At 72.5% G+C, this 13,613-nt stretch carries 8 protein-coding genes; 7 read left to right on the top strand and 1 reads right to left on the bottom strand.

What is annotated here, in order from left to right:
• The first annotated feature begins 104 nt into the window (after positions 1–104).
• The 5 genes from ABTZ58_RS31170 (at position 105) to ABTZ58_RS31150 (ending at position 8,490) form a co-directional block, all read left to right on the top strand.
• Positions 105–1,898, top strand: coding sequence for an ABC transporter ATP-binding protein (locus tag ABTZ58_RS31170; RefSeq protein ID WP_351363889.1), 1,794 nt, complete (start codon positions 105–107; stop codon positions 1,896–1,898).
• Positions 1,895–3,745 (top strand): ABC transporter ATP-binding protein, encoded by a 1,851-nt coding sequence (locus tag ABTZ58_RS31165; protein WP_351363886.1) that lies wholly within the window; start codon positions 1,895–1,897, stop codon positions 3,743–3,745. Before ABTZ58_RS31170 ends, ABTZ58_RS31165 begins: the two co-directional genes overlap by 4 nt.
• Before the next feature lie 233 nt (positions 3,746–3,978).
• Complete coding sequence (locus ABTZ58_RS31160; RefSeq protein ID WP_351363883.1) at positions 3,979–6,039, top strand: M4 family metallopeptidase; 2,061 nt, start codon at positions 3,979–3,981, stop codon at positions 6,037–6,039.
• 210 nt (positions 6,040–6,249) lie between these two features.
• A complete protein-coding gene (locus ABTZ58_RS31155; protein ID WP_351364070.1) occupies positions 6,250–7,893 on the top strand; it encodes a M4 family metallopeptidase in 1,644 nt (547 codons plus the stop codon).
• A gap of 60 nt (positions 7,894–7,953) precedes the next feature.
• Positions 7,954–8,490, top strand: a complete 537-nt coding sequence (locus tag ABTZ58_RS31150) for a DUF1990 domain-containing protein (RefSeq protein ID WP_351363880.1) — start codon at positions 7,954–7,956, stop codon at positions 8,488–8,490.
• A gap of 109 nt (positions 8,491–8,599) precedes the next feature.
• On the opposite strand, the gene ABTZ58_RS31145 is transcribed toward ABTZ58_RS31150, so the two are convergent.
• A complete protein-coding gene (locus tag ABTZ58_RS31145; protein ID WP_351363877.1) occupies positions 8,600–11,218 on the bottom strand; it encodes a glycosyltransferase family 1 protein in 2,619 nt (872 codons plus the stop codon).
• A gap of 277 nt (positions 11,219–11,495) precedes the next feature.
• On the opposite strand from ABTZ58_RS31145, the gene ABTZ58_RS31140 reads away from it, so the two are divergent.
• A complete protein-coding gene (locus ABTZ58_RS31140) occupies positions 11,496–12,698 on the top strand; it encodes a S8 family peptidase (RefSeq protein ID WP_351363874.1) in 1,203 nt (400 codons plus the stop codon).
• Positions 12,699–12,913: 215 nt separating this feature from the next.
• Positions 12,914–13,613, top strand: a 700-nt coding sequence (locus tag ABTZ58_RS31135) for a maltotransferase domain-containing protein (RefSeq protein ID WP_351363871.1), incomplete at its 3' end; no start/stop codon positions are given.

Genomic DNA, 13,613 nt, shown 5'->3' with positions numbered 1-13,613 from the left:
GCCGTCCGGTGCCTCGAAAACGCAGGTCGTAGGACCAACGGCCGATGCGGGTCGGGCGCAAACCCGGTGGGAAGTGTCAGTGGCGAACCGTAGGCTCGCTGCTGATGGCCACGACACCCGCACCCGCCAAGGACCGTTCCGTCGTGCGTACGCTGCTGCGCCTGTGGCCGTATGTCCGGCCCGTGCGGGGCAGGCTGTTCACCGCCGCGTTCGTCGCCATACTCGCCTCCTGCGTGGGCCTGGTGATCCCGCTGGTGCTGAAGTGGATGGTGGACGGGCCGATCGCCGGCCGGGACCCGGCCGGGGTGTGGCTCGGGGCGCTGTACCTGCTGCTGCTCGGCTTCGCGGAGGCCCTGCTGTTCGGGCTGCGGCGCTGGCTGGTGGCGCGTCCGCTGTCCCGTGTCGAGGCCTCCATGCGGGCGGCCCTGTACCGGCACCTGCAGCGGCTGCCGGTCTCCTTCTACGACCGCTGGGCTTCCGGACAGTTGCTGTCCCGGGGGACGACGGACCTGATGCTGCTGCGCATGTTCCTCGCCTTCCCGCTGACGTTCCTGCTGGTCAACGGCGTGACGATCCTCGTCGGCGTGATCATCATGCTGGTGCAGGACTGGACCCTCGGGCTGGTCATCCTCGGGCCCGCCGTACCCCTCCTGGTCACCTGCGTGGTCTTCGAGAAGCGCTACGCCACGGCGGCCCGCCGCGCCCAGGACCAGGTGGGCGACCTGACGACGGTCGTCGAGGAGAGCGTGCTCGGCATCCGCATCATCAAGGGCTTCGGCCGCCACCGGAGCCAGGCGCGGGCCTTCCGCGAGCTGTCGCAGCGGCTGCGCGGCACGGAACTGCGCAAGGCGCGCCTGCTGGCGACGATCTGGGGTGTCATCGTGACGCTGCCGGAGGTGGCGATCGGCGCCGCGCTGGTGGTGGGGGTCGTCCAGGTCGCCGACGGGGCGCTGTCGGCGGGCACGCTGGTGGCCTTCCTGTCCACGGCGCTGGCGCTGCGCTGGCCGGTGGAGTCGATCGGCTTCCTGCTGGCGATGACCCAGGAGGCGGCGACCGCGACCGAACGGTACTTCGAGGTGATGGACGAGAAGGCCGAGGAGACGGATCCGGTGCCGGGGGCGGCCCCGGCCGACCCGGACGACCGGGGACTGCGCTTCCACGACGTCACCTTCCGCTACCCCGACGCCCCGCCCGGCTCCCCTCCCGTCCTCCACCACATCGACCTGCACATCCGCCCCGGCGAGTCCATGGCCCTGGTCGGCACCACCGGCAGCGGCAAGACGACGCTCACCGCGCTCGTCCCCCGTCTGTACGAGGTGACCTCGGGCCGCATCACCCTCGACGGCGTCGACATCACCGCCCTGCCCCGTCAGACCCTGCGCGCCAAGGTCGCCGTCGCCTTCGAGGAGCCCACGCTCTTCTCCGCCTCGGTCGGCGACAACGTCCTCATGGGGGCCGGGGACTCGGCGGGCCCCGCCACCCTGGAGCGCGCCCTGGCCGTCGCCCAGGCCGACTTCGTGCACGCCCTGCCGCAGGGGACCGGCACCCAGGTCGGCGAGCAGGGCCTCAGTCTCTCCGGCGGTCAGCGGCAGCGTCTCGCCCTGGCCCGGGCGGTCGTGGGGCAGCCGGAGTTCCTGGTGCTCGACGACCCGCTGTCGGCGCTGGACGTGCACACGGAGGCCGCCGTGGAGGCCGCCCTGCGGCAGGTGCTCGCCGACACCACCGCCCTGATCGTGGCGCACCGCCCGTCCACGGTGCTGCTCGCCGACCGGGTCGCGCTGCTGTCCGGCGGCCGGATCGCCGCGGTCGGCACCCACCACGAACTGCTGCGCGGCAACGCCGAGTACGCCCACCTGATGTCCGGAGCGGAATCAGGGGAACAGGAGGAGGCCCGATGACGGCGGCCACCACGGCACCGGCCGGCGGCAAGCCCGACGACCGCCGCCCCGCCCCCGGCGACCCCTTCGACCGGGACGTCCTGCCCACTCCCCCGGGCGCGACCGCGGCCCTGCTGCGCTCCCTGCTCGCGCCCATGAAGGCCCGGGTCGCGGTCACGACCCTCCTGCTGCTGGTCCAGCAGGCGGTGGTGCAGGCGGGCCCGCTGCTCGTGGCGTACGCCATCGACCGTGCCGTACCGGCGTTCCGGGCGCGGGACCACGGGCCGCTGATCGCGGTGGGCGCCGGTTACCTGGGGTGCGCGCTGGCCGCGGGCGCGCTGCAGTGGGCGTTCGTCGCCGCGGCGGCCCGCGTCAGCCAGGACGTGCTGCTGGACCTGCGCGGCCGGATCTTCCGCCACGCCCAGGCGCTCAGCGTCGACTTCCACGAGCGCTACACCTCGGGCCGGCTCATCTCCCGCTCCACGACGGACGTGGAGTCGCTGCGCGAGCTTCTGGACGAGGGGTTGCAGGAGCTGGTGACGGTCGTCCTGTCGTTCGTCTACATCTCGGCGATGCTGCTCTGGCTCGACCTCGGCCTCGGGGGCGTGGCGGTGGCGTCCCTGGTGCCGCTGTACGCGCTCGTGCGGCTCTACCAGCGGCGTGCCGCACGGGTGTACCGGGCGCGGTCCACCGCCATCGCCGCGGTCATCGTGAAGTTCGTCGAGACCATGAACGGCATCCGGCCGGTGCGCGCCTTCCGCCGTGAGGCCGCCAACGACGCCGACTTCGGCCGGCTGAACCAGCGGCACGAGCGGACCAACGGCGACGCGCTGCTGGAGATGGCCCGCTACGTCACCGGCTCGCGGCTGGTCGCCAACGCGGCGGTCGCGGCGATCGTGCTGTGGGGCGCCCACCGGGTCGCGGACGGCACCCTGGCGCTCGGTGTGCTGGCGGCGGCCGTGCTGTATCTGCGACGGCTGTACGACCCCATCGACCGGCTCGGCATGTTCCTCAACTCCTACCAGTCGGCGGCGGCCTCCCTGGAGAAGATCGCCGGGCTGCTCGCCCAGAAGCCGTCCGTGCCGGAGCCGGCCGTCTCCCGGCCGCTCCCGCCGCGCAGCAGCGGGATCCCGGGCCGCGAGGTCGTCTTCGACGGCGTCCGCTTCGGCTACCGCACCGGCGGCGAGGTGCTGCCCCGCTTCGACCTGACGCTCCCGGCGGGACAGACGGTCGCGGTCGTCGGCTCCACGGGCGCCGGCAAGTCGACGCTGGCCAAGCTGCTGGCCCGGTTCTACGACCCCTCCGACGGGCGGGTGCTGCTCGACGGCGTCGACCTGCGTGATCTGGCCGTGCCGGAACTGCGGCGCGGTGTGGTGATGGTGACGCAGGAGGCGTTCCTGTTCTCCGGCACGGTCGCCGACAACATCGCGATCGGCCGGCCGGACGCGACCCGTGCGGAGATCGAGCAGGCGGCGAAGGAGATCGGCGCGCACGACTTCATCAGCGCCCTGCCCGACGGCTACGACACCGACGTCCGCAAGCGGGGCGGCCGCATCTCGGCCGGGCAGCGGCAACTGGTGGCGTTCGCGCGGGCGTTGCTGGCCGACCCGGCGGTGCTGATCCTCGACGAGGCGACCAGCTCGCTGGACGTCCCGGGCGAGCGCGCGGTGCAGCGGGCCATGGCGACGGTACTGAAGGGCCGTACGGCGGTGGTCATCGCGCACCGGCTGTCGACGGTGGAGATCGCGGACCGAGTCCTGGTGATGGAGCACGGCAGGATCGTGGAGGACGGCGAGCCGGGCGAACTCATCGCGGGCACGGGCAGATTCGCGGAACTGCACCGCGCGTGGCGGGACAGTCTGGCGTAGCTGCCGTACGCCGTGAGGTCGATCTCGCCGACCTCACGGCAGACCCCTTCCGCGTCCGTATAGCGAACATGAACTTCCGGTCAACGAACCGTTTCCGGCCATTGTTTTGACGCGCTCCTGACAGAAAGCGCGGTCCCCTGCCACGCTTCCCGCGACTGCTCCACAGCAACCCCACAGCAACACCTCCCCCTCCCCAGGCCGGGCGACCCCCGGTCCCGCAGAAGGAGTCCGTGTTGAGTAGCAGTTCCTCTGGCAGAGGCACCTCCCACAGACGCACTCCCCACACCCCCCGCCGCACCGCGGCCGTGGCCCTCGCCGGCGTCGCCGCGCTGATCGCCGCCGCCGTGCAGAGCGGCACCGCCGTCGCGGCCCCGGAGAAGGCACCGCGGGTCGCGAGCAAGGCGATCCCCGGCTCGGAGTCGGTGAAGCTCACCCCCGCCCAGCGCGCCGCGCTGATCCGCGAGGCCGACGCCGCCACGGCGGAGACCGCGAAGGACCTGGGCCTGGGGGCCAAGGAGAAGCTGGTCGTGCGGGACGTCCTGAAGGACCGGGACGGCACCGTGCACACCCGCTACGAGCGCACCTACGACGGTCTGCCGGTCCTCGGCGGCGACCTGGTCGTGGAGAGCACGAAGGCGGACGAGACCGCCGCCGTCGTGAGGGCGACCCGCGCCGCCATCGCCCCGGCCACGACGAAGACCGCGGTGCCCGCCGCGAAGGCCCGGCAGCAGGCCCTGGCCGCCGGGAAGGCGGAGGAGGCGAAGAGCCCCGGCATCAACCGCGAGCCGCGCAAGGTGATCTGGGCCGCGAGCGGCGAGCCGGTCGTGGCGTACGAGACGGTCGTCGGCGGGTTCCAGCACGACGGCACCCCGCAGGAACTGCACGTGATCACGGACGCCACGAGCGGCGAGAAGCTGTACGCGTGGGAGGCCATCGAGACCGGCACCGGCAACACGGTGTACTCCGGCACGGTCGACCTCACCACCACCCAGTCCGGGTCGGCGTACAACCTCACCGACGGCGCCCGCGGCAACCACAGGACGTACAACCTCAACCGCGGCACCTCCGGCACCGGCACCCTCTTCTCCGGCGCCGACGACGTCTGGGGCAACGGCAGCCCGTCCAACCTGGAGTCCGCGGCCGCGGACGCCCACTACGGGGCCGCCCTGACGTGGGACTACTACAAGAACGTGCACGGCCGCTCCGGCATCCGCGGCGACGGCGTGGGCGCGTACTCCCGCGTCCACTACGGCAACAACTACGTCAACGCCTTCTGGTCGGACAGCTGCTTCTGCATGACCTACGGCGACGGCTCGGGCAACGCCAACCCCCTGACCTCGATCGACGTGGCCGCGCACGAGATGACCCACGGGCTCACCTCGAACACGGCCGGGCTGAACTACAGCGGCGAGTCCGGCGGCCTGAACGAGGCGACGTCCGACATCTTCGGCTCGACCGTGGAGTTCTTCGCCAAGAACTCCGCCGACGTCGGTGACTACCTCATCGGCGAGGAGATCGACATCAACGGCGACGGCACGCCGCTGCGCTACATGGACAAGCCCAGCAAGGACGGCTCGTCCAAGGACGCCTGGTACTCGGGCATCGGCTCGATCGACGTGCACTACTCCTCGGGCCCGGCGAACCACTTCTTCTACCTGCTCAGCGAGGGCAGCGGCACCAAGACCATCAACGGTGTCACGTACGACTCGCCCACCTCGGACGGCCTTCCGGTCGCCGGCATCGGCCGGGACAAGGCGGAGAAGATCTGGTTCCGCGCGCTGACCACCAAGTTCACCTCGACCACCAACTACGCGGGCGCCCGCACCGGCACCCTCGCGGCCACCGGTGAGCTCTACGGCACCGACAGCGCCGAGTACAAGGCGGTCCAGGACGCGTGGGCGGGCGTGAACGTCGGCGCCCGCTCGGGCGGCGGAGGCGGCGGGGGCACGTCCTTCGAGAACACCGCCGACGTGGCGATCCCGGACCGGGGCGCGGCGGTCACCTCGCCCGTCACCGTCTCCGGGCGGACGGGCAACGCGCCGGCCGACCTCAAGGTCGCCGTGGACATCGTCCACACCTACATCGGTGACCTCCAGGTGCAGTTGGTGGCCCCCGACGGGACGGCGTACACGCTGAAGGGGTACGGCACCGGCGGCAGCGCGGACAACCTGAACACCACGTACACGGTGAACGCGTCCTCCGAGGTGGCCAACGGCGTCTGGCAGCTGCGTGTGCAGGACAACGCGGCCGCCGACACCGGCTACATCAACAGCTGGAAGCTCACCTTCCCGTAGGTCCCCGAGCCGGTCCCGAGTCAGGGCGTCGCCCCGGTGGGTTCGAATCCCCCGGGGCGGCGTCCGTTCTCCCGCTCCGGACGCACACCCAGCCGTCGATTTCCGGCCAACATCATGTGGCGCTCCTGACATGTACGCGTCCCAAGTGCCACTCTTCCTCCACCCGCCGCACAGCACCCAGCAGTTCCCCCACACCTAGGAGCTCGTGTGATCGCCCCCCGCTACGCGCGTCACAAGCGCACCACGCTGGCCATCGCCACCGCGGTCGCCGCCGGCGCCCTGCTCACCACCGGCCTGACCTCCGGCAGCAGCGTCGCCGCCGACGCGCAGAGCAAGCCGGTCCTCGCCGCCGCCCCGGTCCTGCTCACCGCGCCCGCCCGCACCGCCCTCGTCCGGGAGCAGCAGGCGGACGCCGCCGCCACCGCCGACGAGATAGGCCTCGGCACGCAGGAGAAGCTGGTCGTCAAGGACGTCGTGAAGGACGCCGACGGCACCGTCCACACCCGCTACGAGCGCACCTACGCCGGCTTGCCGGTGCTCGGCGGCGACCTCGTCGTGCACGAGTCGAAGTCCGGCGAGGCGCGGGGCGTCACCAGAGCGACGAAGGCCGCGATCAAGGTGGCCTCGCTCAAGCCGGCCGTGCCCGCCGCCAAGGCGGAGAAGCAGGCCGTGACCCTCGCCAAGGCGGCCGGCTCCGAGAAGACCGAGGCGGACTCCGCTCCCCGCAAGGTGATCTGGGCGGCCGACGGCAAGCCCGTCCTCGCCTACGAGACGGTCGTCGGAGGCCTCCAGGAGGACGGCACGCCCAACGAGCTGCACGTCGTCACCGACGCGGCCACCGGCGAGAAGCTCTACGAGTACCAGGCCATCGAGACCGGCACCGGCAACACCACCTACAGCGGCACGGTGAACCTCACCACCACCAAGTCCGGTACCTCGTACAACCTCACCGACGGCACCCGCGGCGGCCACAGGACGTACAACCTCAACCGCGGCACCTCCGGCACCGGCACCCTCTTCTCCGGCGCCGACGACGTCTGGGGCAACGGCAGCCCTTCCAACCTGGAGACCGCCGCCGCCGACGCGCACTACGGCGCCCAGGTCACCTGGGACTTCTACAAGAGCGCCTTCGGCCGCAGCGGCATCCGCAACGACGGCAAGGCCGCCTACTCGCGCGTCCACTACGGCAACAACTACGTCAACGCCTTCTGGTCGGACAGCTGCTTCTGCATGACCTACGGCGACGGCTCGGGCAACGCCAACCCGCTGACCTCGCTGGACGTGGCCGCGCACGAGATGAGTCACGGCCTGACCTCGGCCACCGCCGGGCTGAACTACAGCGGCGAGTCCGGCGGCCTGAACGAGGCGACGTCCGACATCTTCGGCGCGGGCGCGGAGTTCTTCGCGAACAACTCCGCCGACGTCGGTGACTACCTCATCGGCGAGGAGATCGACATCAACGGCGACGGCACGCCGCTGCGCTACATGGACAAGCCCAGCAAGGACGGCTCGTCCAAGGACGCCTGGTCCTCCAGCCTGGGCGGCCTGGACGTGCACTACTCCTCGGGCCCCGCCAACCACTTCTTCTACCTGCTGTCCGAGGGCAGCGGCTCGAAGACGATCAACGGCGTGACCTACAACTCGCCCACCTCCAACGGCTCCACGGTCACCGGCATCGGCCGCACCAAGGCGCTGCAGATCTGGTACAAGGCGCTGACGACGTACATGACGTCGACGACCAAGTACGCGCAGGCCCGTACGGCCACCCTGAACGCGGCCTCGGCGCTGTACGGCGCGTCCAGCGCCGAGTACAAGGCGGTCGCGGCCGCCTGGTCCGCCGTCAACGTCGGCTGACCGGTCCACGACCACGGGCGGTACCCGGACCGAAGGCGGGCCCGGGTACCGCCCTACTCTGTGACGGTGTCTTATCCGGATCCGAAGGACTTCACCTACGCCGAGGTCGGCGCCACCCGCGAGCCGGGGCACTGCCCGCCGGGCTTCCGTCCGCTGCACGTCCGTACCCGTCTCGGCGAGGGTGAGGACGTCTTCCGCCGGGCCTCGGAAGCCGTGCTCACCTGGGAGATGCACCGGGCCATGGGCGTGGGCATCGACGCGACCGCCGACCGGGCCGCCCCCGGCGTCGACGTCACCGTCACCCTGGCCGGCATGATCAAGGCCCCCTGCCGCGTGGTCTGGACGCTGGAGGAACCCCGCCGCGCCGGCTGGGCGTACGGCACGCTGCCGGGCCACCCGGAGAGCGGCGAGGAGTCCTTCGTGGTCGACCGTACCGGTGACGGCACGGTCTGGCTGACGGTGAACGCCTTCAGCCGGGCCGCCAAGTGGTACGCGAAGGCGGGCGGCCCGGCGACCAGGGGCTTCCAGCACGCGTACGCGCGCAGGTGCGGCACAGTCCTGCGGAACCTGTGCCGGCAGGGCGGCGAACCGGCCTAGGGGCGCGGGGCTGTGCCGGCAGGGCGGCGAACCGGCCTGGGGGCGCGGGGCTGTGCCGATGTGCGGCTCCGCCGCGTGAACGCGAGCCCTCACGCCCCACAGCCGCCGCTCACCGCATCAACAGCCCCCCAGCCGCCACCAGTTCCTCGGACGGCCCGGCGACCAGGCCCAGCTCCGCGCTCGAGGCCAGCAGCCGGTGCGCGGGCAGGATCCGCACCGTGTACCCGAAAGGCCCGGTGCGATCCAGCGACAAGGGCCCCTCGTACACCCAACGCCCGTCCTGCTCGGCGGAGCCCACGGCCTTCAGGGGAACGATCGTCGCGTCACCGATCCGGTCCTCCTCGTCCACCCGCCCCGAGACGACCTGCACCTCCACGTCGTCCGGCCCGAGCGCCCCGAGGCCGACCCGCACGCGCAGCCCCAGCGTCGTACCGAGCTCCGCCAGCGCCTCGGACGCGGACGTCTCGACATGGTCGACCGTGACGCCCGGCCACGCCGCCCGCACCCGGCCCTTCCACTCCGCGAGGTCCCGGGCCGCGTCCGGGTCCATGGCGCGGTGGGCGAGCGCCGCCGGCGTGTACAGCCGCTCGACGTACTCCCGGACCATCCGCCCGGCCAGCACCTTCGGCCCGAGCGAACTCAGCGTGTGCCGGACCATCTCGATCCACCGGTCGGGCAGCCCGCTCTGCCCCCGCTCGTAGAAGCGGGGCGTCACCCGCTGCTCCAGCAGGTCGTACAGCGCCGCGGCCTCTATGTCGTCGCGGTGGTCCGGGTCGGTCCCCACCCCGTCGGCCGTGGGGATCGCCCAGCCGAAGTCCGGCTGGAACCACTCGTCCCACCAGCCGTCCAGGACGGAGAGGTTGAGGCAGCCGTTGAGCGCCGCCTTCATGCCGGACGTGCCGCAGGCCTCCAGGGGGCGCAGCGGGTTGTTCAGCCAGATGTCACAGCCGGGGTAGAGCTTCTGCGCCATCCCCATGCCGTAGTCGGGCAGGAACACGATCCGGTGGCGCACCCGCGGGTCGTCCGCGAACCGGACCAGTTCCTGCACCAGCCGCTTGCCGCCGTCGTCCGCGGGGTGGGCCTTGCCCGCGACGACGATCTGGATCGGCCGCTCGGGGTGCAGCAGCAGTTCCATCAGCCGGTCCCGGTCGCGCAGCATCAGCGTCAGCCGCTTGTACGACGGGACGCGCCGGGCGAAGCCGATGGTGAGGACGTCCGGGTCGAGCACGCCGTCGATCCAGCCCAGTTCGGCCGTGCCGGCGCCGCGCTGCCGCCAGGAGGCCCGCAGCCGCTTGCGCACCTCCTCGACGAGCTGTTCGCGCAAGCCCCGCCGCAGGTCCCAGATGTCCTGGTCGGGGATGTCGGCCACCGAGTCCCAGCGCTCCGGGCCGCCGACGGTCAGCGCGTCCTCCGCGCGCTGGACGCCGATCTGCCGGGCGCCGAGCCGGAACACCTCGGGGGCGACCCAGGTGGGCGCGTGCACCCCGTTGGTCACGGAGGTGATCGGTACCTCGTCCGGGTCGAAGCCGGGCCACAGGCCGGAGAACATCTCACGGCTGACGTTGCCGTGCAGCAGGGAGACGCCGTTGGCGCGCTGCGCCAGGCGCAGGCCCATGACGGCCATGTTGAACAGGTTGGGCTCGCCGCCGGGGTAGGTCTCCATACCGAGCCGCAGGACGCGGTCGACGTCGATGCGGGGCAGTTCGGCGTCGGGCCCGAAGTGGCGGGCGACCAGCTCGCGGTCGAAGCGGTCGATGCCGGCCGGGACGGGGGTGTGGGTGGTGAAGACCGTGCCCGCGCGGACCGCCTCCAGCGCCGAGTCGAAGTCGAGGCCATCGGCGCACAGTTCGGCGATGCGCTCCAGGCCGAGGAACCCGGCGTGCCCCTCGTTGGTGTGGAACACCTCCGGCGCGGGGTGGCCGGTCAGCCGGCAGTACGTCCGTACCGCCCGGACCCCTCCTATGCCCAGGAGCATCTCCTGGAGCAACCGGTGCTCGCTGCCGCCGCCGTAGAGCCGGTCGGTGACGCCGCGCTCGCCGAGGTCGTTCTCCTCGACGTCGGAGTCCAGCATCAGCAGCGGCACGCGGCCGACCTGGGCCAGCCAGATGCGGGCGTGCAGCTGTTTGCCGCCGGGCAGCGCGAGGGCGACCTGGGCGGGCGTGCCGTCGGGCTCCTCCAGCTGCGCGACGGGCAGCTCGTTGGGGTCGAGGACCGGGTAGTGCTCCTGCTGCCAGCCGTCCCGGGAGAGGGTCTGGCGGAAGTAGCCGTGCCGGTAGAGCAGGCCGACGCCGATCAGCGGGACGCCCAGGTCGCTGGCCGCCTTCAGGTGGTCGCCGGCCAGGATGCCGAGGCCGCCGGAGTACTGCGGCAGGGCGGCCGTGATGCCGAACTCGGGTGAGAAGTAGGCGACGGCGGCCGGCAGGTCCTCGGGCTGGGCCTGGTACCAGCGCTCGCCGGTCATGTAGTCGTTCAGGTCGCCCGCGACCGCGGCGAGGCGGCGCAGGAAACGGCGGTCCTCGGACAACTCGGCGAGCCGCGTGGGCGGCACACTGCCCAGCAGCCGGACCGGGTCGCCGCCCGAGGCGGCCCACCGCTCGGGGTCGACGGACTGGAACAGGTCGCGGGTCTCCGCATGCCAGGACCAGCGCAGGTTGCGGGCCAGATCGCTGAGTGGCCGGAGGGAGTCGGGGAGCACGGGTCGGACGGTGAATCGACGGATCGCCTTCACGGGTTCCACCTCGGCGCGTTGCTGGATGACGCAGGGCTTCAACGACGTCTCCTACGACAGTACCGGCGACGGTGCCGCCCTCGCCGACGCTCCGCCACCGTGCCGTTGATCCGGCCTGAACAGGCCCGTCGGCGGATATGGCCGATTCTGCCCCCATAGGCGTCCTTGTGGTGCGTCACACCGCCACGAGAGGCTGCCCCTGGCGTACCGGCCCGCGCCGGCCGCACGCGGCCCGGCGCGGCAGCCGTGCGCCGAGTCGAGGAGGGGAACTCGGACCATGGCACGGACGCGACAGCGGCGTCTGCGCGGAACGTGGGGCCTGGCCGCAGCGCTCTGCGCCCTCGCGTTTTCGGCCACCACCCTGCCCGCGCACGCCGTACCGGAGGGGCGGATACTCGGCGCCGGAGCACCCGGCTCCGTGCACGGAAGTTACCTGGTCACGCTGAAGGAGGGCACGCGGGCCGGGTCGGCGGCCGGAAAGGAACTGGCCGGGACGTACGGGGTGGAGATCAGCCACACCTACGGCACGGTCCTGAACGGCTACGCGGTCCGGGCCGACGACAGACGGGCGCGGCGGCTGGCCGCCGACCCCCGGGTCGCCTCGGTCGTGCAGGACACCCGCGTCCGGCTGGAGGACACCCGGCGCGACCCGCCCTCCTGGGGACTCGACCGGGTCGACCAGCCGAGGCTGCCGCTGGACGGGAGTTACACCTGGCCCGCGTCGGCGGGTGCCGGCGTGACGGTCCACGTGCTCGACACCGGCGTGCGCACCACGCACCGGGACTTCGGCGGCCGCGCGGGCCACGGCTGGGACTTCGTCGGGGGCGACCCGATCGCCTCGGACGCCAACGGCCACGGCACGCACGTCGCCGGCACGGTCGCCGGCACCGCGTACGGCGTCGCGAAGAAGGCCCGGATCGTCTCCGTGCGCGTCCTCGACGCGGCGGGCGGGGGCACCACGGCCCGGGTGATCGCCGGGATCGAGTGGGTCACCCGGCACGCGAGGAAGCCGGCGGTCGCCAACCTCAGCCTGGGTGGGCCGCGCAACGACCGGCTGGACGCCGCCGTGCGCGCCTCCATCGCCTCCGGCGTCACGTACACCGTCGCCGCGGGCAACGACGGAAGGCCGGCGAGCCTGTACTCCCCGGCGGGCGTCAGGCAGGCGATCACGGTCGGCGCGACCGACCGCAAGGATGCAAAACCGGCCTTCTCCAACCACGGCCCGGCCCTCGATCTGTTCGCCCCGGGCGTCGCCATCACGTCCGCGACCGCCGCCGACGACACCGCGCGGGCAGCCTTCTCGGGTACCTCGATGGCGTCCCCGCATGTCGCGGGCGCGGCCGCGCTGCACCTCTCCGCCCATCCGAAGGCGACTCCGGCCCAGGTCAGCGCGGCTCTGACCACCGCTGCGGCGGACACGAAGGTCTCCGGCCGCGGACTCGGTTCGCCGGACAAGTTACTGCGGGTGCCGCGGGGGTAGGCGGAAGCAGCAGACGCGCGCAAGGACCGGCCTCGTCCGCCGCGGACGAGGCCGGTCTTGTGTGTCGACATACGCGTGAGTAGTTAACAAAGTGCCGGATTGCCCACCCGAATAGGGTGGGAAGGCTCCTGCGGGTACCCCTCTCAGGAGCACCACGCAGGACCCACCTCCCCATACACATCCGCCCACCCACGTTGACGCGGACAGGAGCGGTCATGCCCGCCAAGCACCATTCGCCAGCACCCCCCGACCAGCGCACCACCGGGGCGCGCGCACCCGGCGGCGAAACACGCCCCGCGCGCCCGGCCGACACCGGTCCACCCGTCCCGCAGCCACCCCCCGCGGACGGGAAGACCGCCGTCGGGCGCATACCCGTCCTCGATGTCCGCCCGGTCGTCCAGCACGGGCGCCGGCCGGCCAAGGCCGTGACCGGGGAGACGTTCGAGATCTCGGCGACGGTGTTCCGGGAGGGGCACGACGCCGTCGCCGCCAACGTCGTCCTGAGGGACCCCGAGGGCCGCCCCGGCCCGTGGACGCCGATGCGGGAGCTGACGCCCGGGACGGACCGGTGGGGTGCCACGGTCACGGCAGGGGAGCCGGGCCGGTGGACGTTCACCGTGGAGGCGTGGGGCGACCCGGTGAGCACCTGGCGTCACCATGCGCGGATCAAGATCCCGGCGGGCATGGACACGGACGTCGTCCTGGAGGAGGGCGCGCGCCTGTACGAGCGGGCGGCGGCCGGCGTGCCCGAAGAGGAGGGCCTCCGGGGCGTGATCCTGGCCGCCGTCGACGCGCTGCGGGACGAGACCCGCCCTCCGGTGTCACGGCTGGCGGCGGCGCTGACGCCCGAGGTGGACGCGGTGCTGGGCCGGTACCCGCTGCGGGACCTGGTCACCAGCAGCGAGCCGCTGCCGC

It is taken from the genome of Streptomyces sp. NPDC094143, assembly GCF_040303825.1.
Lineage (GTDB): Bacteria > Actinomycetota > Actinomycetes > Streptomycetales > Streptomycetaceae > Streptomyces.
Note: the sequence above shows the minus strand (reverse complement) of the source record. Positions and strands in the feature narration are given on the sequence as shown.

What these genes read in the sequence shown, in the direction of transcription:
- ABTZ58_RS31165 (WP_351363886.1), top strand. Translation starts at nt 1,895, where the DNA reads ATGACGGCGGCCACCACGGCACCGGCCGGCGGCAAGCCCGACGACCGC.
- ABTZ58_RS31140 (WP_351363874.1), top strand. Translation starts at nt 11,496, where the DNA reads ATGGCACGGACGCGACAGCGGCGTCTGCGCGGAACGTGGGGCCTGGCC.
- ABTZ58_RS31170 (WP_351363889.1), top strand. Translation starts at nt 105, where the DNA reads ATGGCCACGACACCCGCACCCGCCAAGGACCGTTCCGTCGTGCGTACG.